This is a genomic window from Pseudomonas sp. WS 5051, assembly GCF_012985715.1.
GTDB lineage: Bacteria > Pseudomonadota > Gammaproteobacteria > Pseudomonadales > Pseudomonadaceae > Aquipseudomonas > Aquipseudomonas bubulae.
In genome coordinates, this window is record NZ_JAAQWV010000007.1 from 65,418 (window position 1) to 86,600 (window position 21,183).

Below are 21,183 nucleotides of genomic sequence, written 5' to 3' on the forward strand. Positions count from 1 at the left end.
GATTCAGGAGAGAAGCATGCGAACGTTTATTTCCCTGGCCTTGCTGTTTTTCAGCGGCCTGAGCCTGGCCGATGGGGCCGACACCCGGGGCCAGCTTCAGGATTACTTTTTTGATGCCGCCCGTCGTGGCGATGTGCCAATGCTCGAGACCTTTATCGAATCCGGCTACACCCTCGATATTCAAGACAGCAAAGGCTATACCGCGCTGATTCTGGCTGCCTATAACGGCCAGCCCAAGGCGGTGGAGCATTTGCTCAAGGCAGGCGCCAATGCCTGCGTGCAGGACAAACACGGTAACACGGCCCTGATGGGGGCGATTTTCAAGGGTGAACTCAAGATTGCCCACCGCCTGATGGCAGCCGACTGCAACCCTGATCAGCGCAATGGTGCAGGGCAGACGGCGGCCATGTATGCAGGCCTGTTCCAGCGGGTCGAGTTGCTCAAGGATTTATCCCGCAAAGGGGCTGACCTGAATGCCGTAGATGCATCGGGCAACAGTGCCGCTCGGCTGGCCAATGGCGAAATCCGCATGCCCGTAGCGCGCTGACCAAAGCCTAGTGGGCTATCATCGCGGTTTTTCCGTGGAGTTCAGATGGCCAAGCCCAAGCGCATTTACGGCTGCACCGAGTGCGGCGCAACTTTCCCCAAGTGGGCCGGGCAGTGCGGCGAGTGCGGCGTCTGGAACACCCTGGTGGAAACCATCGTTGAAAGCGGGGCTGCGGCGCCGCCCAGCGGCCGTACCGGCTGGACCGGACAACAGGCCCAGCTCAAGACCCTGGCTGAAGTCAGCATCGAGGAACTGCCGCGCTTCTCCACCGCTTCTGGCGAGCTGGATCGGGTGCTTGGCGGCGGTCTGGTGGATGGCTCGGTGGTGTTGATTGGTGGCGATCCGGGGATCGGCAAATCCACCATCCTGCTGCAAACCTTGTGTCAGATGGCTACACGCATGCCTGCGTTGTACGTCACCGGCGAGGAGTCCCAGCAGCAAGTGGCCATGCGCGCCCGGCGCCTGGGGCTGCCGCAGGATCAGCTCAAGGTGATGACCGAAACCTGCATTGAAAGCATCATCGCCACTGCCAAGCTGGAAAAGCCCAAGGTCATGGTCATCGACTCGATTCAGACCATCTTTACCGAGCAACTGCAATCGGCCCCCGGCGGCGTGTCGCAAGTGCGTGAAAGTGCGGCCTTGCTGGTGCGTTATGCCAAGTCCAGCGGCACGGCGATTTTCCTGGTGGGCCATGTGACCAAAGAAGGCGCATTGGCCGGGCCGCGGGTGCTGGAGCATATGGTGGATACCGTACTGTATTTCGAGGGTGAATCCGACGGGCGGCTGCGCTTGCTGCGGGCAGTGAAAAACCGTTTTGGCGCGGTCAACGAGCTGGGCGTATTCGGTATGACCGACAAAGGCCTGAAGGAAGTTTCCAACCCTTCCGCAATTTTCCTTACCCGCGCCCAGGAAGAAGTCCCTGGCAGTGTGGTGATGGCCACCTGGGAAGGGACTCGCCCGATGCTGGTGGAGGTGCAGGCGCTGGTGGACGACAGCCATATGTCCAACCCGCGGCGGGTGACCCTGGGCCTGGACCAGAATCGTCTGGCCATGTTATTGGCCGTATTGCATCGACACGGCGGTATTCCAACCCACGATCAGGATGTTTTCCTGAACGTGGTGGGCGGGGTCAAGGTGCTGGAAACCGCATCGGACCTGGCGCTCATGGCCGCCGTGATGTCCAGCCTGCGTAATCGTCCGTTGCCCCATGATCTGCTGGTGTTCGGTGAAGTCGGCCTGTCGGGTGAGGTGCGCCCTGTGCCAAGCGGCCAGGAGCGGCTCAAGGAAGCGGCCAAGCACGGTTTCAAGCGCGCCATCGTGCCCAAGGGCAATGCGCCCAAGGAGTCGCCGCCGGGGCTGAAAGTCATTGGCGTTACCCGTCTGGAACAGGCGTTGGATGCGTTGTTCGAATAAGCGTTCAAAGGTGTAAAAAAATCTGCAAGGGTTGGGCGCGGTATCGGGCTGACAGCCTGGTACAGACAGCGGCGTTGCACGGAAAAAATGTGCAGCACCGCCTGCCAAAAAACCGCAAAAGAAGGCTCTAGACCAATGTTGGGGGCTGGTCTTTAAAGCCAGTAGCGCTAAACTCCGGGTGCAGTCTTTCTTGTCCAACTGGCCGGAATTAAAAAAATGAATAATAAAAATAGCCTGCTCCGCCACATCCCGTGGCTGGTGCTGGCAATTGTAGGAGCCTGCGCCCTTGGCGTAGTGGCATTGCGCCGGGGCGAGGCGATCAACGCCTTGTGGATTGTTGTGGCAGCTGTTGCCATTTATCTGGTTGCTTACCGTTATTACAGCCTGTTTATCGCCACCAAGGTGATGCAACTGGACTCCAGCCGCGCAACACCTGCGGTGCTCAACAACGACGGTCTGGACTATGTGCCGACCAACAAGCACATTCTCTTTGGTCACCACTTTGCCGCCATTGCTGGCGCTGGCCCTCTGGTCGGGCCGGTATTGGCCGCGCAAATGGGTTACCTGCCGGGCACACTCTGGCTGATCGCCGGCGTGGTACTGGCCGGTGCGGTGCAGGACTTCATGGTCCTGTTCATGTCCACCCGCCGCAACGGTCGCTCCCTGGGCGATATGGTGCGTGAGGAAATGGGCAAGATCCCGGGCACCATCGCGCTGTTTGGCTGCTTCCTGATCATGATCATCATCCTCGCGGTGCTGGCGCTGATCGTGGTCAAGGCCCTGGCCGAGAGCCCGTGGGGCATGTTCACGGTGATGGCGACCATCCCGATCGCGATGTTCATGGGCATTTACATGCGCTACATCCGCCCGGGCCGCATAGGTGAAATCTCCATCGTCGGTGTGCTGCTGCTACTTGGCTCCATCTGGCTGGGGGGCCAGATTGCGGCGAGCCCCGAGTGGGCACCGGTGTTCACCTTTACCGGTACGCAAATCACCTGGATGCTCATCGGCTACGGCTTTGTTGCGGCGGTTCTGCCGGTATGGCTGGTACTGGCACCTCGTGACTATCTGTCGACCTTCCTCAAGATCGGCACTATCGTTGCGCTGGCCATCGGCATCCTGGTCACCATGCCCGAGCTGAAAATGCCCGCGCTGACCCAGTTCACCGACGGCACCGGCCCGGTCTGGAAAGGCGGCCTGTTCCCGTTCCTGTTCATCACCATTGCCTGCGGTGCGGTATCGGGCTTCCATGCGCTGATTTCTTCGGGTACTACGCCAAAACTGCTGGATAACGAAAGCAACGCCCGTTATATCGGTTACGGCGGTATGCTGATGGAGTCCTTCGTGGCCATTATGGCGATGGTTGCTGCTTCGGTGATCGAGCCGGGTGTGTACTTCGCCATGAACAGCCCGGCAGCGATTGTCGGCGGTGACGTGGTTACCGTTGCGCAAAACATCACCAACTGGGGCTTTGCCATTACCCCGGATGCGTTGACCGCGCTGGCCAAGGACATCGGTGAAACCACCGTCCTGGCACGTGCCGGCGGTGCACCGACCCTGGCGGTGGGGATCGCGCAGATCCTGCACAACGTGTTGCCGGGTGAAAACACTATGGCGTTCTGGTATCACTTCGCCATTTTGTTCGAAGCCCTGTTTATCCTGACCGCAGTTGACGCCGGTACCCGTGCCGGTCGCTTTATGCTGCAAGACTTGCTGGGCAGCTTTGTGCCTGCACTCAAACGTACCGAGTCCTGGGGCGCCAACTTGCTGGCCACCGGCCTGTGTGTGGCGATGTGGGGCTACCTGCTGTATCAGGGCGTGATCGATCCACTGGGCGGCATCAACACCCTGTGGCCGCTGTTCGGTATCTCCAACCAGATGCTGGCGGGTATCGCGCTGATGCTGGCAACCGTTGTGCTGATCAAAATGAAGCGCCAGCGCTACATTTGGGTGACCATGCTGCCAGCCGTCTGGCTGCTGATCTGCACCACCGTGGCAGGCTTTATCAAGCTGTTCGACGCCAACCCGGCAGTGGGCTTCCTGTCCCTGGCCAACAAATACAGCACTGCGCTGGAAGCCGGCCAGGTGATTGCCCCGGCGAAAAACATCGACCAGATGCAACATGTGATCATCAACGCCTACACCAACGCCGGTCTGACCGTGCTGTTTCTGTTCGTGGTGTTCAGCATTCTGTTCTTTGCGATCAAAGTGGGTGTCGCTGCATGGGGCAGCAAAGAACGTACGGATAAAGAGTCGCCGTACCAAGCCATGCCAGATGCTTGATAGAGGGTTGCAACCATGTTCAATGACCTGAGTCGCCTCGGTAAATACCTCGGTCAGGCCGCACGCCTGATGGTCGGCATGCCCGACTACGACAACTACGTCGAGCATATGCAAACCAAGCACCCGGACAAGCCGGTGATGAGCTACGAGGCGTTCTTTCGTGAACGCCAGGAAGCGCGTTACGGCGGCAAGGGCGGGCCCAAGTGTTGTTAACCCGTCAGGGCTGAGCTGTATCTGACTGTGGGAGCGGGCTTGCTCGCGATAAGAGCGGCGCGGTGTGTCAGTGACACCGTGTCGCCTGAATCGCGAGCAAGGCCGCTCCCACATTTGTTTTTGCGTTATGTTTAAGGAGGCACTGCATGACCTCTCCAATCCCCGTCACCATTCTCAGCGGCTTCTTGGGGGCCGGTAAAACCACCTTGTTGCGTTATTTGCTCAAGGCAGAACACGGCCTGAAAATCGCCGTGATCGAAAACGAATTCAGCGATGCCGGGATCGACACCCAACTGTTGGGGGACGAGCCGGTGCAAGTCATGACCCTGGCCAATGGCTGTGTGTGCTGCACCATCCACACCGACCTGACCAAGGCGCTGTACCTGCTGCTTGAGCGTCTGGACAATGGCGAAATTGCCTTCGACCGCCTGGTGATCGAGTGCACCGGCCTGGCCGACCCGGCACCGGTGGCGCAAACCTTTTTTATCGATGAAGAGCTGCGCGAGCGTTATCTGCTGGACGGCATTATTACCCTGGTGGATGCAGCCCACGCCGATGTGCATTTGAGTCAGACCATTGCCCAGGCGCAGATCGGTTTTGCTGACCGCTTACTGGTGAGCAAGCGCGATCTGGTGGATGACGCCACCTTTGATGCCTTGAGCGAGCGTTTGACCCGTATCAACCGCCGGGCGCCGATCCGCGTGGTTGAGCACGGCAAGATCGATCTGGCCGAATTACTGGATGTGCGCGGGTTTAACCTCAACGCAGACTTGGGGGGTGGCCTGAGCTTGCGCCCGGTACAGCCTGCGGCCTCTATCGACCGTATCTCCAGTCTGGTGCTACGCACCGATAAGCCGCTGGATATCGACAGCCTTAGCGCCTTCATGAACGAGCTGCTGGAAGAGCACGGCAAGCAATTGCTGCGCTACAAAGGCGTGCTGAGCATTGCCGGTGAAGATCGCAGACTGGTGTTTCAGGGGGTGCTCAAGTTGTATGGCTTTGATTGGGACACCGAGTGGGCCGAAGGTGAAGCCCGTGAAAGTGTGATGGTGTTTATTGCCGATGATTTGCCAGAGGCCAAGATTCGCGAGGGTTTTGCCCGGCTTGGGGTTTGAGTGATAGCTGACCCTCTCCCTCCGGGAGAGGGTCAGGGGCTTTTGATTTTTTTGTCTTACTGCAATAACAGCTATTTCGCACAACTTCACGGTTGTAAAATCAATAGGACACATTTCTTTCAATAATATTTAAAAGAAATACCATTTTTTTATGTTCGGCTGTTTCGCCAAGATAGTAATGAGGTGAGCCCTTGGCTTTTCTTACGCCGATATACTTGTTGTTATGGGTTTTAAGTGTGATGAGGGTATGGGGTTCACTCAAGTTCCTCTCTGTCACTGTTCGGTTGTTTTGATCGAGTAGTGTGAAGGCAAGTGGATGCTTTAGTGTCGGACTTCTCGCATAGAGTATATCCATATGGTTCATGGCCAGCCGGTGCCGGTCATACTGGCCAGGGTGTTTGATATGTATTTCATAGCCCTTGGCGGTATGCCGGAAATAAAGCTTGAGCGTAGCCTTGATCCCGCCTGTGGCGTGGGCTTGAATGCCCAAGGCTGCGGAGTCGTCCCTCAACTGTGGTTTGCCGGAGAAGACACCGCCACTGCCCAGCAAGTCAGTTACTATGACCGACTGGCCATGAAGAGCCCCTAAAAGATGAAGGTTATGGTTCGGTATATGCAAGGTGGCGATAAAGGAGTGTTGCGAATCGTTAGTCATTGTCTGAACTCTGCAGTTGGTAAGAATGCATAAATTCAGACTAGGCTGTTATTGTTCGGGGGGAGCGGCCAAGTGTTTCAAAATAACAGATGCAATAAAAATCCCGGCTTGAAAGCCGGGCTTTTTATTCAGCTATTTGCGATCAGTTGCCGTATACCGGCAGCTTGGCGCAGATGGCTTTGACTTTCTCGCGAACGGCGTCGATAACGGCTTCGTTGTTGATATCTGCCAGGATGTCGCAGATCCAGCCAGCCAGCTCACGGCACTCTTCAACTTTGAAGCCGCGAGTGGTGACAGCTGGAGTACCGAAACGCAGACCCGAAGTGACGAACGGGGAGCGTGGATCGTTTGGTACGGAGTTTTTGTTTACGGTGATAAAGGCTTTGCCCAGAGCCGCGTCGGCGTCTTTACCGGAGATTTCCTGCTTGATCAGCGACAGCAGGAACAGGTGGTTTTCAGTACCGCCCGAAACCACGTCAAAACCGCGCTCGATAAATACCGAAGCCATGGCCTGAGCGTTTTTTACCACTTGTTGCTGGTAAGCCTTGAACTCTGGTTGCAGAGCTTCTTTGAAGCACACGGCCTTGGCCGCGATAACGTGCTCCAGCGGGCCGCCTTGCGAACCCGGGAAAACAGCCGAGTTCAGCTTTTTCTCGATGTCGGCGTTGGCCTTGGCCAGGATCAGGCCACCACGTGGACCGCGCAGGGTCTTGTGGGTAGTGGTGGTCACTACGTCAGCGAATGGAACCGGGTTCGGGTAAACGCCAGCAGCCACCAGACCGGCTACGTGTGCCATGTCCACGAACAGGTAGGCGCCAACCTTGTCCGCGATAGCGCGGAAACGTGGGAAGTCCAGAACCTGCGAGTAGGCAGAGAAGCCAGCCACGATCATTTTTGGCTTGTGCTCAACGGCCAGACGCTCAACTTCGTCGTAGTCGATCAGGCCATTGGCGTCGATGCCGTACTGGATGGCGTTGTACAGCTTGCCCGAAGACGAAACGCTGGCACCGTGGGTCAGGTGACCGCCGTGAGCCAGGCTCATGCCCAGGATGGTGTCGCCAGCCGACAGCAGGGCCAGGTAAACGGCGCTGTTGGCCTGGGAACCGGCGTGCGGTTGAACGTTGGCGTAATCGGCGCCGAACAGTTCTTTTGCACGGTCGATAGCCAGTTGCTCTACCACGTCTACGTATTCGCAGCCGCCGTAGTAGCGCTTGCCAGGGTAGCCTTCGGCGTATTTGTTGGTCAGAACCGAGCCTTGAGCTTCCATCACCGCTGGGCTGGTGTAGTTTTCCGAAGCGATCAGCTCAATATGTTCTTCCTGGCGCTGAGCTTCTTGCTCCATGGCGGCAAAAAGGTCGGCGTCGAACTTGGCAAGTGTCAAATCACGGCTGAACATGGCGGTCCTCAAGGATCGGGGGCAGAAAAGGAGGGCATTCTAACTCAATGGGTTTTATCTGGCATATGAATGCGATTCACGGTGAGCAACTATGAGCTTCAAGCTTGTAGATCCGCGCTTGCCGCTTGCAGTTGCTCCACCAATTGGCCCGCCGGCATCGGTCGCCCGAACAGATAGCCTTGCACTTCGTCGCAACCGTGTTCACGCAAGAAATCCAGCTGCTCGTGGGTCTCTACACCTTCGGCGATTACCGCAAGGTTCAGGCTGTGGGCCATGGCGATAATGGCCCTGGCGATTTGCGCGTCCTGCTCGCCGGAGGGCAGGCCGTCGACAAAGGTACGGTCGATTTTCAGTACGTCGATGGGGAATTGCTTGAGGTAGTTGAGCGACGAATAACCGGTGCCAAAGTCGTCCACGGCAATGCTCAGGCCGAGGTTTTTCAGGCTGGCCAGGATATGCAGCGCTTCGCTGACCTCGCGCATGAGGATGCTTTCGGTCAGCTCAAGCTCCAGGCAGGCCGGGGACAGGCCGGTTTCCTTGAGGATATTGGCAATGCGCGTACCCAACTGGCCGTCGGAGAACTGGCGCGCTGATATGTTGACCGAGACTTTGGGCACGCGAACCTTGGCCTGATGCCAGAGCTTGAGCTGGCGACAGGCCTCGGCCAGCACCCAGTCGCCGACTTCGACCACCAGCCCCAGTTCTTCGAGTACCGGGATAAAGTCGCCGGGTGGCACCAGCCCGCGCCTTGAGTGATTCCAGCGCAACAGTGCCTCAACGCCGGTCAGACGTTTGCCGTCGCCGCTGAACTGCGGCTGGTAATAAAGAATGAATTCCTGCTGCTCCAGGGCATGACGCAGGTCGCTTTCCAGTTCAAGGCGCTCAAGAGCGCTGGCGTTCATGTCTGCCTGGTAGAACTGGAAGTTGTTTTTGCCGCGCTCCTTGGCGTGATACATCGCGGTATCGGCGTTTTTCATCAACTGGCTGAGTTCGTTGCCGTCTTGCGGGCTCAAGGCAATACCAATACTGGCGGTTACAAAGAACTCGCGGCTTTCGAGTACAAAGGGCTTTACCAGACTGGCGAGGATCTGTTCGGCCACATTGATAGCGCGGTTCAAGGCCTTCTGACGGGTGGTGCGAGGCTGCAGAAGCAGGGTGAACTCGTCACCGCCCATGCGCGCCACAGTATCGTCGTCACCCACACAGGCAAGCAGGCGGATGGCCATGTCCTTGAGCATGCGGTCGCCGGCTGCGTGGCCCAGGGAGTCGTTGATCGGTTTGAAGCGGTCGAGGTCAAGAAACATCAGCACCACCCACGACTTGTTGCGCTCGGCCTGTTGCAGCGCGGTGTGCAGACGGTCCTGGAACAGGGTGCGATTGGGCAGGTGAGTCAGGGCGTCGTAGTAGGCCAGGCGGTGGATTCGCTGTTCGCTGGCCTTGCGCTCGCTGATATCACTGAAGAAGCACACATAGCTGGCCAGATCGCCTTCATCATCGAGCACTGCCGTGATGCCGACCCAGGCCGGGTAGTGTTCGCCGTTCAGGCGCTTGAGCCAGACTTCACCCTCCCATGTGCCGTGCAAATGCAGTTGCTTGAGCACATAGGCGAGGTGTGCGCGTTGTTGGTCATCGACAGTGAGCATGCTTGGTAGCTGGTCGAGGACTTGTGCGACGGCGTAACCGCTGACCCGGCTGAAAGCCTCGTTGGCTTGCACGATATAGCCTGCAGGGTCGGTAATAAGGATGGCCGAGGTGGAGTGTTCAAAAACCGTGGCGGCCATGCGCAGGTCTTTTTCGGCACGGCGTTGCTGGCTCATGTCGCGACCAACACCCAGAATGCCTTCAAAACCGTCGTCTTCATCCCATACCAGCACCAGGCGCAGTTCGATGGGCACCTTGTGCCCGTCAGCGCGCAGGCAGTCGAACAGAAACAGCTGGGTTTGTACCTGGGCACGCAAAGCCGACAGTTGCTGGGGCTTGTGCAGTGCGCCACGGATACGCTCGATCAGGTTGTAGATACCCTCCAGCTGTTGCGGCGTGGCAATAATAGACTGCCAGCCATTGTCGAATACCCATTGTGCGTCATAGCCCAGTACAGTCTGTATGGAGGGGCTGAGGTAGTTCATGCGCAGCGAGCTGTCAGTGGAGAAAATCACGTCGCTGATGCTTTCGGCCAGCATCCGGTAGCGTTGCTCGCTGTCGCGCAATGACTCGCTGGCTTCAATCTGGTCGGTGATGTCCTTGGCCACCCCTACAATTCGCGAGACTTGATCACCGGTATGACGGGCAAAGGCTTGCTCACGGATGTCAAAGCGCCGCCAGGTACCCTGCTGATGGCGAAACCGCAGTTGGCATTGCATCAGTTGCTTGTAGCCGTTTTCCTGCTGCTCTTTGCGCAACTGGTGATAGCGCTCGGCGTCTTCAGGGTGCAACAGCAACTCCCAGAAGTAAGCGCCCATTTCCTGCAGTTCAACAGCGCTATAGCCCAGGGTCTGGCCAAGGTGATGGTTGCTGAAAATGATCCGCTGGCTGATTACATTTTGTACATAAAGATGGTCGGGAACGGTTCGCACCACATCGGACCAGAAGCTTTCGCGCTCTTGCAGGGACAGTTCGATCAACTTGCGGCTGGTGATATCACTGATGCTCAAAATGACGGCATGGTAGTCCTGCTGATCCACAGGCAGACGCAGCACCAGCCATAAGTGCTGGTCGCGACCGCTGGCATCGGTCAGTTTTATTTCCAGCTCAAGCTGTTGCTGCTGGTCGAGCACGGCCTCGACGACCTGATAGCCAATGGCTGAACTGCTCAGCGGGCAGCCGTTGATCAGCTTGTGCCAGGCACCTTCTCCTGAATCGACCTCCAGCAGTTGCATGGCTACCTGGTTGACTTCGGTGATGCGCAGTTGCTCGAATAACTGGCGACGATGTTCCGGATGATCGCTGAGCCAATGCTTGAGGGCATCAGTGTCATGGAGTTTTTCGCGCTCAAGAAACCCTGGCAGGCTGGACAGGTCGAGCACGCAGAGGGCGACCCCGGTGCCTTCAAAAATATCGTGGTAACGCCGGCGGCCTTCATGCAACTGGCGCTGGCGGCGGCGCATGTTTAACAGCGCCATAATGGGCAGCAACGAAAACACCAAGCCGAGCAGGCATTTGCCGATCAGTCCGGGCAGCAGCTGCTCGATTGCCTGGCGGTCATTGAACAGCCCGCGCAGTTGCCAGTCGCTATGGCTGATAGCTGCCAGCAGTACGGTGTCGTCTTCATCGCGCTGGCTCAGGGCCGAGGGGGGCGAGACGTTTTTATCCGCGCGGCTGAGTACCTTGCGGGTCTGGCTGTTTTCCACCAGCCACTGCGGCCGGTTGCTGCTGTTGGCGTTCTGATGCGTGAGGTTTTGCAGCAGGTCCGGGCTCATGCGCAGCAGCCAGTAGCCGTCGATGGCGCCGCTGGGCTGGCGCAGCAACAGGTAGATGATGCTGGCATCACTGTTGTTGCTGAAGTAGTAACCTTCAGTGCGGTTGCGCGACGGGCTGCGTTTGACCCAGTCGGCCAGATACGCAGCGTCGGGGCTGGTCCCGGTACTGTCGAGCAACACTTCGCCGGCTGGACTGAGCAGGGCCAGGCTTTGCAGGGATGGCAAGGACTGGCCCAGTTGCTTGACCAGCGCCTGTTGCTGGCGCTGGTTTCTTGGCGACTTGTCTACGGGCAGCAGATTGAGCGCGGTTTCGGCCCGCAAGGCCATGCTCAGGCCGATATGGTCGGCCAGGTCGGCGCTGTAGTTGATGCTGGTCTGGCGCTCTTGCTGCAGGGTTTCCTGAAACTGCTCGACCAACAGCCAGAACAGCATCGCCAGCAGCAGTAAAACCAGGGTCGCCAATGCACTTTTCAACGTTCCGCGCACAGGTGTCCCGAGTAATTGGCTGGACGCTTTGACACGAGTGGGCGGGGTGACATTGGGCAACTTGTGATCCTGCGATTTGGCGGCAATGGCGCGAGGCCCCCTAAAGGCGCCAAGCATGCCTTGGGTTGTGGCAAAGTGCCAGTCCTCTGGTCTGCGCTGGTTTGCCCTGCATCACGCATTCAGGTAGATTCTGGGGTCTACATTTGTGCTTTTTCTGCGAGCAGGCATTGATCTCGATCAGTCCCTGACTTTCTGCTATGGCCTGATCCGGGCATTGCTCGCGCCTTATTCACCCGTCACTGACCCTAGGTTATCCATGGCTCAATACGTTTTCACCATGCATCGGCTGAGCAAAGTTGTTCCGCCGAAGCGGGAAATCCTGAAAAACATCTCCCTGTCGTTTTTCCCGGGGGCCAAAATCGGCGTACTCGGCTTGAACGGTTCGGGTAAATCCACCCTGTTGAAAATCATGGCAGGCGTTGACACCGAGTTCGACGGCGAAGCCCGTCCGATGCCGGACCTGAACATCGGTTACCTGCCGCAGGAACCGCAGCTGGATCCGAGCAAAACCGTACGCGAAGTGGTTGAAGAAGCCGTTAGCGTGATCAAGGACGCTCAGGCGCGTCTTGATCAAGTGTATGCCGAATATGCCGACCCTGATGCCGACTTCGACAAGCTGGCCGCAGAACAGGCCAAGCTCGAAGCGATCCTGCAAGCAAGCGACGGGCACAACCTTGAGCGCCAGCTGGAAGTTGCAGCCGATGCGCTGCGCCTGCCGGCCTGGGATGCCAAGGTAGAGCACCTGTCGGGTGGTGAGAAGCGCCGTGTTGCCCTTTGTCGCCTGCTGCTGTCGGCCCCGGACATGCTGCTGCTCGATGAACCGACCAACCACCTGGATGCCGATTCGGTCGCCTGGCTGGAGCACTTCCTGCACGACTTCCCGGGTACCGTGGTTGCGATTACGCACGACCGTTACTTCCTGGATAACGTAGCGGGCTGGATTCTGGAGCTTGACCGCGGTGCGGGCATTCCTTACGAGGGCAACTATTCGGGCTGGCTGGAAGCCAAGTCCGATCGTCTGGCCCAGGAATCCAAGCAGCAGTCGGCCCATGAAAAGGCCATGAAAGACGAGCTGGAATGGGTTCGCAAAGGTGCCAAGGCGCGTCAGTCCAAGTCCAAGGCCCGTCTGCAACGTTTCGAAGAACTGCAGTCGCAGGAATTCCAGAAGCGCAGCGAAACCAACGAAATCTACATCCCGGCCGGTCCGCGCCTGGGTGACAAGGTTATCGAGTTCAAGAACGTCTCCAAGGGTTACGGCGATCGCGTGCTGATCGACAACCTGTCGTTCGCCATGCCCAAAGGCGCCATTGTTGGCGTGATCGGTGGTAACGGTGCCGGTAAATCGACCCTGTTCCGCATGCTGATGGGCAAGGAACAGCCGGATTCGGGCAGCATCGAAATCGGTGAAACCGTGCAACTGGCGTGCGTTGACCAGAGCCGTGACGACCTGGATGGCAGCAAGACGGTGTTCCAGGCGATTTCTGACGGTTCCGATGTGATCCGTATTGGTAACTATGAAATCCCGTCGCGTACCTATGTAGGTCGTTTCAACTTCAAAGGTGGCGATCAGCAGAAGTTCGTCAAGGATCTGTCCGGTGGTGAGCGTGGTCGCCTGCACCTGGCCCTGACCTTGAAAGAGGGCGCCAACGTGCTGCTGCTCGACGAACCGTCCAACGACCTTGACGTTGAGACATTGCGTTCGCTTGAAGAAGCACTGCTGGACTTCCCTGGCGCCGCCATTGTGATCTCTCACGATCGGTGGTTCCTTGACCGCGTCGCGACTCACATCCTGGCGTACGAAGACGACTCGCAGGCGATCTTCTTCGAAGGTAACTACACCGAGTACGAAGCTGACCGTAAAAAGCGCCTCGGCGAAGCGGCTACCCTGCCGCACCGTGTGCGTCACAAAAAACTGGCCCAGTAAGGGCGGTTTGCATCACAGAACGGCGCCTTCGGGCGCCGTTTTTTTTGCGCATCACAAACCTTGCCCGCTCCCACAATGGGACTTTGGCGTTTATAAGTTGGTGCGAAACTGGGTACAAGAAGTATTTTTTTGGTGCGCAAAAGCCCGATAAATCGGTGCTATTTATATAAATGCACCATTTAAATTCATAACTGCGACATTTTGCGCTGTCGCGGTTCCACATGAATTGATAAAGTTCCGGTCAATCTCCGTTTAACGACAATAAATTTGCCGAGACTTACCATGATCGAATCCGTCGACCAGTTCCTTGCCCGCCTGAAAAAACGTGACCCGGACCAACCAGAATTCCACCAGGCAGTGGAAGAGGTCCTTCGCAGTCTGTGGCCGTTTCTTGAAGCCAATCCGCATTATCTGACTTCAGGGATTCTTGAGCGCATTTGCGAACCAGAGCGTGCGATCGTGTTCCGCGTTTCGTGGGTAGATGACGAAGGCAAAGTGCGGGTCAACCGCGGCTTCCGTATCCAGATGAACAGCGCCATTGGTCCGTACAAGGGCGGTCTGCGTTTTCATCCGTCGGTGAATCTGGGCGTCCTCAAGTTTCTGGCCTTTGAGCAAACCTTCAAGAACTCCCTGACCTCGTTGCCCATGGGCGGCGGCAAGGGCGGTTCGGACTTCAACCCCAAGGGCAAGAGCGACGCCGAAGTCATGCGTTTCTGCCAGGCCTTTATGAGCGAGCTGTATCGCCATATCGGTTCGGATGTTGATGTGCCAGCAGGCGACATCGGTGTCGGCGCCCGCGAAATCGGCTTTATGTTTGGTCAGTACAAGCGCCTGAGCAACCAGTTCACCTCCGTGTTGACCGGCAAAGGCATGAGCTACGGTGGCAGCCTGATCCGTCCTGAAGCTACCGGCTTTGGTTGTGTGTACTTCGCCCAGGAAATGCTCAAGCGCAGCGGCCAGCGCATCGACGGCAAGCGCGTGGCGATTTCGGGCTCGGGCAACGTGGCGCAATACGCCGCGCGCAAGGTCATGGACCTGGGCGGCAAGGTTATTTCGCTGTCGGATTCCGAAGGCACGCTGTATTGCGAAGCCGGTTTGAGCGAAGAGCAGTGGGAAGCGCTCATGGAACTGAAAAACGTCAAGCGCGGCCGTATCAGCGAGTTGGCGGGGCAGTTCGGGGTTGAATTCCTGGCAGGGCAGCACCCGTGGAGCCTGGCGTGTGATATCGCGCTGCCATGCGCTACCCAGAATGAACTGGACGCTGAAGCGGCCCGTACGTTGCTGGCCAATGGCTGCGTGTGCGTGGCTGAAGGTGCGAACATGCCGACCACCCTGGAAGCGGTCGATCTGTTTATCGAAGCAGGTATTTTGTTTGCACCGGGCAAGGCATCCAACGCCGGTGGCGTGGCGGTGAGCGGGCTGGAAATGTCGCAAAACGCCATGCGTCTGCTGTGGACGGCCGGCGAAGTGGACAGCAAGTTGCACAACATCATGCAGTCGATCCACCACGCTTGCGTGCACTACGGCGAGGAAAACGGGCGGATCAACTACGTAAAAGGCGCGAACATTGCCGGTTTCGTCAAAGTTGCCGACGCAATGCTGGCCCAAGGCGTGGTGTAACCCCATCCTGTGGGAGCGGGCAAGCCCGCTCCCACATTGGGGCTGTCTATTTTGCAAGCGTCTTGTGTTCAGCCAGTTCCTGTTCGATAAAGGCCGCGATCATGGCGCGGTAGACGCTTTCAGTGACGTCCGGGTTGGCGCCCAGCTCATCGGCCAACGTCCGCACCTTGCCAATCACCTGCTCAACCCGCTGCGGCGCCCTGACCGCATCGCTGTCTTTTTTAAACCGCGCCGCTTGCGATACGTAAGCCCCGCGCTCGGCGATCAGGCCGACAATCTGGCGATCCAGCCCATCGATTTTCTCGCGCACCTGCTCGAGGGAATCACAATTAACAACCATGTCTTGAAAACTCCTTAGTAGTGATACCACTTCAGCTCCAGCATCACTTCGTTGATAGGGGTGGTCAGTTTGCTGAACTCACGCTGTGCGCTCAGGCGCAGACCAAGATTTCGCGAAACTTCCCATTGCTGATTAAGGCTCAGGCTACGACGGACTTCACCGTTGGTGAAGTAGTCGCCCTTGGCTTCCAGGCTCAGGTTGCCCACCGGGTTACGCCAAAGAAGCCCGGTATTGAAGCCCGCTGCCGGTGATACAAACGCCGCGAAGTCGTTGTTGTGCTCGATGCGTACCGTACCGAGAGCGAAACCGAGCATATTGTCCGCCAATTGCCAGGTGCCGCCTGCACCGCCATTGACATGACTGACCAGGTTTTCGTCGCCATGTTTGCCGAGTACCCGTTCCAGCCCGCCGCCCACTTGCCATGACCAGGGTTGCAGCAGGTCATTGCGCGGGGTCAGGGAGCGGATATTGGCCAGGTCCAGTTGTTGCACTTGCCACTTGTTGCCTTCGTACTGGCGCAGTTTCAGTTGCAGAATTTCAATCTGCGCGCCCAGGGGAAAGCCCGGTGCGTTGTCGTTGAGGTCGTGGTAAGCCATGCGCAGGCCATATTCGGCAAAGGCCTTGTCGTCACGGCTACCGGCGCCCAGCTGCCAGGTGCGCGACTCGTGGCCGTTTTCAGGCAGTTCGGGTTTGTCGACTTGCAGTTCTGGCGCGGGGTTCTGATTGATCGCCCGTAGCAGTTCGAAACTGCGCTGCGAGCGTGCAGGATCGCGCTCAAGGCCATTGGCCCGGTACCGCTCAAGCCGGTAAGCCGCGTCGATAATCAACGCCTGGCGCGCTTTGGGCAGCGCCTTGAAGGCCGGGGTTTGCAATTGGGCCTGATCGGCGCTGACCTGCAGTACCCATTGCTGCTCTTCTGGATCGAGGGCCTTGGCCCGGTCCAGCAGCTCCCGTTCGCGGGACGGGCGGTACTCGATACTTTCAACCAGTCCGGCTTCCTTGACCGCTTTCACGGTGTCGGTGGGGATCGCGGTCAGCGGAAACTGGGTGGTCAGTTGCAGGCCCGGGCGGGCCACTTGCAGCAGCTCCAGCAGGCGGTAGGAGCAGTTTTCGTCAAAGAAGAAATAGTCGAACTGGATCTGTTTGAGTTCCCACACATGTTCAACCATGCGTTGGGTTTCTTCGGGTGTCAGATTAAGGCGGTATTCCCACAGGTCGCGGTTTTCAAGGCTCCGGTACTCCGAGAGTTTCTCCTGATAGGGCACCAGGGCGAACAGCCCCGGATAGCCACCGGCCAGGCCCTTCCAGGCGTACAGGATGCTGTTGTCGGAACCCTCGATATAGGCGCCGAAGTTGATCGCGTAGCTGAGCAGGGCGGTCTTGTTGTCCTGCACATCGGCCTGGTCGATGCGCAACAGGGTATGACCGAACATGGAGGACGGGCTGTTGAGGTAGGCCGCCGGGAAAATCATCACCGTGCTGTGGGGTGCCACGTCCTTGAACCATTGGCTGAACTCTGCGCATTCGGCCTTGGGCAGGTCGGTCAGATTCAGTTGGGCCTTGAGCCAGCGGGTACACGCACTGCGGGTGTTTGTCGCCCAGGCTCAAGGGCGCATACAACGCCTCAACCGTGGCACGCAGTTCGGCATCAGGGTGATGGGCTCCCTCGGCGGCGAGAAAGAATTTGTCGTCGCTGACATAGCTTCGCCAGCCGCTCAGCTTGCCGGCTTCGTAGTGCCCCAGCGAAATCCAGAAAGGGTCGTTGGCCAACTGTTGCACACGTTGATCGTCGATATGGGGTGCGGCATACAGCGGGGCGCAGGCACAGAGCGCCAGATAGGCAAGGCGTTTGAGCATGTTCGGCAACTGTTGTCAGACGAAGAGAAGTGAAGCAGGAGAATACCCGCTCCGAGAGGAGCGGGCGGGTCTCATTTACTTACGCCGCGGTGGCGTATTTGGCCAGGCGTGCATCGCCCTTGAGGATGGCCAGAGTATTGCTGTGTACGTCTTCAGCCGTGACATCGGCTTTGCTGAAGATTTGCTGGAAGTGCTCGTGGGTGACGGCGGCGAAATGCTCGCGGTCTTCAGGGGCGACGCCCAGTACCACCGCGTAGGTGGTCAGTGCTTCGCCATTGCCTTTGGCCATGTCTTCGGACAGCTCGTTCATCATGCCATTCATGGCAATCCACGATTTGCCGCCGTAAGTCAGGGCGTCCTTGGTGGTACAGCCGTTGGTGCCGGAGGTCATGCCGAAGGTGGCGTTGCCGGACGTGCCGTTTGTGGTGGATGCCAGGAAGTGGGCAGGAGTGCCGCGCTGGCCTTCAAACAGCATGTTGCCCCAACCGCAGTTAGGGCCGCCCGGTGCCTGGGCCATGGCGTTGAGGGAAACAACTGTAAAGAGAGTACCAAGAAGAATCCGTTTCATAAGCTTTGTTCTCTATAGGTATGCAACCAATGGACAAGGGTTTCTGGCCCTGAAGCGCCAGTACGGGCCGGTTATACCGTCCAGCCGCGTAACAGCTTGGAGTCTAGGCACGATCGGGGGGTTCCGTGGCTTTTTGTAAAACAATCGCTGTTGCTGCACATTTTTGGCCCCTAAACATTGGGGGGCGTGCTTTCCCGTGTTGTTCGCCTTGCCAGTGATGTACAGCCAGCGCCAGAATGCTGCCATCTGCCCCGCCCGATGTAAGGAAGCCCGATGCCTGATTCTGTTGCCACCAGCTTGCGTCTAGCGCCTGATGCGCTAACCCGTCCTTTTTCTGCTGAACAGTTCAGCTTCTCGAACACCAATGATCTGGAGCCTTTTCGCGGCATTCTCGGCCAGGAACGTGCGGTCGAGGCCTTGCAGTTCGGCGTGGCCATGCCACGTCCGGGTTACAACGTTTTTGTCATGGGCGAGCCGGGAACCGGTCGTTTCTCGTTCGTCAAACGCTACCTCAAGGCCGAGGGCAAGCGCCTGAAGTCGCCGAGCGACTGGGTCTACGTCAACAACTTCGATGAGCCCCGTGAGCCGCGAGCCCTGGAGCTGCCGTCCAGTAGCGCTGGTGCCTTTATTGGCGATATCAATCACTTGATCGACAACCTGCTGGCGACCTTCCCGGCAGTGTTTGAACACCCGACGTATCAACAACGCAAAAGCGCGATCGACCGCGGCTTCAATCAGCGTTACGACCGTGCGCTGGATGTGATCGAGCGTCTGGCCCTGGAAAAAGGCGTGGCGCTCTATCGCGACAGCAGCAACGTGGCATTTACGCCGATGAGTGATGGCAAGGCGCTGGATGAGGCCGAGTTTTCGCAATTGCCTGAGGCTGATCGCGAACGCTTCCATGAAGATATTTCCGAGCTGGAGGAGCGACTGAACGAAGAGCTGGCCAGTCTGCCGCAGTGGAAGCGTGAGTCGAACAATCAGCTGCGCCAACTGAACGAAGAAACCATCACCCTGGCCCTGCAGCCGTTGCTGTCGCCGTTGTCGCAAAAATACGCCGAAAATGCCGCGGTTTGCGGTTATCTGCAGGCGATGCAGGTTTACTTGCTGAAAACCGTGGTCGAGCAACTGGTCGACGACAGCAAGACCGACGCCCAGGCGCGCAAGCTGCTTGAAGAGCAGTACCTGCCGAGCCTGGTGGTAGGGCAGCCGCTAAGCGGCGGTGCGCCGGTAGTGTTCGAGCCGCACCCGACCTACGACAACCTGTTTGGCCGTATCGAATACAGCACCGACCAGGGCGCGCTCTACACCACTTATCGGCAGTTGCGTCCGGGCGCCTTGCACCGTGCCAATGGCGGCTTTTTGATTCTTGAAGCCGAGAAAATGCTCAGCGAGCCTTTTGTCTGGGATGCTCTCAAGCGTGCCCTGCAATCGCGCAAGCTGAAGATGGAGTCGCCGCTGGGCGAAATGGGGCGCCTGGCCACCGTGACGCTCAACCCGCAGGTCATCCCCCTGCAGGTCAAGGTCATCATCATCGGTGCCCGCCAGCTGTATTACACGCTGCAGGACCTGGATCCGGACTTCCAGGAAATGTTCCGGGTTCTGGTGGACTTCGACGAAGATATCCCGATGGTTGATGAGAGCCTTGAGCAGTTTGCCCAGTTGCTCACTACACGCACTTCGGAAGAAGGCATGGCACCGCTGACCGCCGGTGCAGTGGCGCGGCTGGCGACCTACAGCGCGCGTCTGGCCGAGCACCAGGGACGTTTGTCGGCGCGTATTGGCGATCTGTTCCAACTGGTCAGCGAAGCGGACTTCATCCGTCACCTGGCGGGCGATGAAATGACCGATGCGGGTCATATCGAGCGTGCGCTCAAGGCCAAGGCCACCCGTACCGGACGAGTCTCGGCGCGTATCCTGGATGACATGCTGGCGGGGATCATCCTGATCGATACCGATGGCGCGGCCGTGGGCAAGTGCAACGGCCTGACGGTGCTGGAAGTCGGCGACTCGGCCTTTGGTGTGCCTGCGCGGATTTCCGCCACGGTGTATCCGGGCGGCAGCGGTATTGTCGATATCGAGCGCGAAGTTAACCTGGGGCAGCCTATCCACTCCAAGGGCGTGATGATTCTGACCGGATACCTGGGCAGCCGTTATGCCCAGGAGTTCCCGCTGGCGATTTCGGCCAGCATCGCGCTGGAGCAGTCCTACGGTTATGTCGATGGCGACAGTGCGTCGCTGGGGGAGGCCTGTACGCTGATTTCGGCACTGTCAAAAACCCCGCTCAAGCAGTGTTTTGCCATTACCGGCTCGATCAACCAGTTCGGCGAAGTGCAGGCCGTGGGTGGGGTCAACGAGAAAATCGAAGGCTTCTTCCGACTCTGCGAAGCACGCGGGCTGACAGGCGAGCAGGGCGCGATCATTCCGCAGGCCAACGTGGCTACCCTGATGCTGGACGAGAAGGTGCTGCAGGCAGTGCGTGATGGCAAGTTCCACGTCTATGCCGTGCGTCAGGCCGATGAGGCCCTGAGTTTGCTGGTGGGTGAGCCTGCGGGAGAGCCGGATGCAGAGGGACAATTCCCGGAAGGCAGCGTCAATGCCCGGGTAGTCGAGCGGTTGCGGGTGATTGCTGAAATGATCAACGACGACGACCTCAAGGAAGCCGAAAAGGAGTTGCTGGCGGAAGCCCTGGCAGCGAAAAAACCGGCCTGACCCCTTAAAGCGAAACCTGTGGGAGCGGGCTTGCTCGCGATGCGAACGACGCGGAGGAATGGTTACACCGCGGCAATCCAATCGCGGGCAAGCCCGCTCCCACAGATCTGCGATGCCAATCGACAAAGCCGTTGGTCATCGGTGACTTTTCATACGCAAATTTTCTTCTATTCTCAGGTCATGGACACCACTGTCGTCACCGGATCGATGCAGCCCGTAGTCTGCGGCTGAAGACAGACTCTACCGAGGGTCGCCGTCATGTCGCGCAACCTTTGCCTTACTCGCCAATGCTTGGGCCTGGTGACCCGTATTGAATGCAGCATTCGACCGCTGGCAGGCAACAACGGGATGTGGACACTGCTCTTCGCCGCCGGCCTGGCAGGCGAACAACCCTCAACGATCAAGGCGCAGGGCCCTTTCCCCGGGCCGTTCGTGGCCGAAACCATTCTTGAATCAATCGTTGAAAGCCTGACCCTGCATGGTTATGAACTCGCCAACGACCCGCAGATCTGGTGCCTGCATGTGCAGGCCCAGTTGCGGCAGATCAATGGTGGGCGTTGCCACGGCTAGGCAGCGTT

14 protein-coding genes and 1 pseudogene are annotated in these 21,183 nt (G+C 58.2%); 9 read left to right on the forward strand and 6 right to left on the reverse strand.

Translation table 11 applies throughout. The annotated features are described in order from the left end of the window. Window positions 1-16 precede the first annotated feature (16 nt). The 5 genes from HBN79_RS13240 (at window position 17) to yjiA (ending at window position 5,571) form a co-directional block, all read left to right on the forward strand. Window positions 17-547 carry an ankyrin repeat domain-containing protein gene (locus HBN79_RS13240; protein WP_169916787.1) on the forward strand — a complete coding sequence of 177 codons (531 nt, stop codon included), beginning with the start codon at window positions 17-19 and terminating at the stop codon, window positions 545-547. 45 nt (window positions 548-592) lie between these two features. Next, window positions 593-1,960, forward strand: a complete 1,368-nt coding sequence (radA, locus tag HBN79_RS13245) for a DNA repair protein RadA (RefSeq protein WP_083369766.1) — start codon at window positions 593-595, stop codon at window positions 1,958-1,960. Window positions 1,961-2,176: 216 nt separating this feature from the next. Beyond that, window positions 2,177-4,243, forward strand: coding sequence for a carbon starvation CstA family protein (locus tag HBN79_RS13250; RefSeq protein WP_094999363.1), 2,067 nt, complete (start codon window positions 2,177-2,179; stop codon window positions 4,241-4,243). 15 nt (window positions 4,244-4,258) lie between these two features. Beyond that, window positions 4,259-4,456: a YbdD/YjiX family protein gene (locus HBN79_RS13255; RefSeq protein ID WP_007937254.1), complete on the forward strand. Its 198-nt coding sequence runs from the start codon at window positions 4,259-4,261 to the stop codon at window positions 4,454-4,456. A gap of 146 nt (window positions 4,457-4,602) precedes the next feature. Then, window positions 4,603-5,571, forward strand: coding sequence for a GTPase (yjiA, locus tag HBN79_RS13260; protein ID WP_094999362.1), 969 nt, complete (start codon window positions 4,603-4,605; stop codon window positions 5,569-5,571). A 100-nt stretch (window positions 5,572-5,671) separates the two neighbouring features. Here the strand turns inward: yjiA and HBN79_RS13265 are convergent, their stop codons facing one another. The 3 genes from HBN79_RS13265 to HBN79_RS13275 form a co-directional block, all read right to left on the reverse strand. Beyond that, complete coding sequence (locus HBN79_RS13265; RefSeq protein WP_095018384.1) at window positions 5,672-6,226, reverse strand: hypothetical protein; 555 nt, start codon at window positions 6,224-6,226, stop codon at window positions 5,672-5,674. Between the two features lie 142 nt (window positions 6,227-6,368). After that, window positions 6,369-7,622, reverse strand: a complete 1,254-nt coding sequence (glyA, locus tag HBN79_RS13270; protein WP_088378929.1) for a serine hydroxymethyltransferase — start codon at window positions 7,620-7,622, stop codon at window positions 6,369-6,371. 98 nt (window positions 7,623-7,720) lie between these two features. After that, a complete protein-coding gene (locus tag HBN79_RS13275; protein WP_094999966.1) occupies window positions 7,721-11,584 on the reverse strand; it encodes an EAL domain-containing protein in 3,864 nt (1,287 codons plus the stop codon). 256 nt (window positions 11,585-11,840) lie between these two features. On the opposite strand from HBN79_RS13275, the gene ettA reads away from it, so the two are divergent. Together ettA and gdhA are read left to right on the forward strand one after the other, a co-directional pair. Continuing rightward, entirely contained in the window at window positions 11,841-13,508 is a 1,668-nt protein-coding gene (ettA, locus tag HBN79_RS13280; protein ID WP_094999360.1) for an energy-dependent translational throttle protein EttA, read from the forward strand. A 282-nt stretch (window positions 13,509-13,790) separates the two neighbouring features. Further along, window positions 13,791-15,128 carry an NADP-specific glutamate dehydrogenase gene (gdhA, locus tag HBN79_RS13285; protein WP_094999359.1) on the forward strand — a complete coding sequence of 446 codons (1,338 nt, stop codon included), beginning with the start codon at window positions 13,791-13,793 and terminating at the stop codon, window positions 15,126-15,128. A 46-nt stretch (window positions 15,129-15,174) separates the two neighbouring features. On the opposite strand, the gene HBN79_RS13290 is transcribed toward gdhA, so the two are convergent. From HBN79_RS13290 to HBN79_RS13300, 3 genes and pseudogenes are all read right to left on the reverse strand, one after another. Next, complete coding sequence (locus HBN79_RS13290) at window positions 15,175-15,468, reverse strand: chorismate mutase (protein WP_095018382.1); 294 nt, start codon at window positions 15,466-15,468, stop codon at window positions 15,175-15,177. A 14-nt stretch (window positions 15,469-15,482) separates the two neighbouring features. Beyond that, window positions 15,483-17,325, reverse strand: a pseudogene (locus HBN79_RS13295) (DUF4105 domain-containing protein). Between the two features lie 79 nt (window positions 17,326-17,404). Beyond that, window positions 17,405-17,893, reverse strand: coding sequence for a DUF3015 domain-containing protein (locus HBN79_RS13300; protein ID WP_029611228.1), 489 nt, complete (start codon window positions 17,891-17,893; stop codon window positions 17,405-17,407). A gap of 273 nt (window positions 17,894-18,166) precedes the next feature. On the opposite strand from HBN79_RS13300, the gene HBN79_RS13305 reads away from it, so the two are divergent. Then, window positions 18,167-20,605, forward strand: a complete 2,439-nt coding sequence (locus HBN79_RS13305; RefSeq protein WP_094999356.1) for an ATP-binding protein — start codon at window positions 18,167-18,169, stop codon at window positions 20,603-20,605. Window positions 20,606-20,863: 258 nt separating this feature from the next. Next, a complete protein-coding gene (locus tag HBN79_RS13310) occupies window positions 20,864-21,175 on the forward strand; it encodes a hypothetical protein (protein ID WP_094999355.1) in 312 nt (103 codons plus the stop codon). Window positions 21,176-21,183 lie beyond the last annotated feature (8 nt).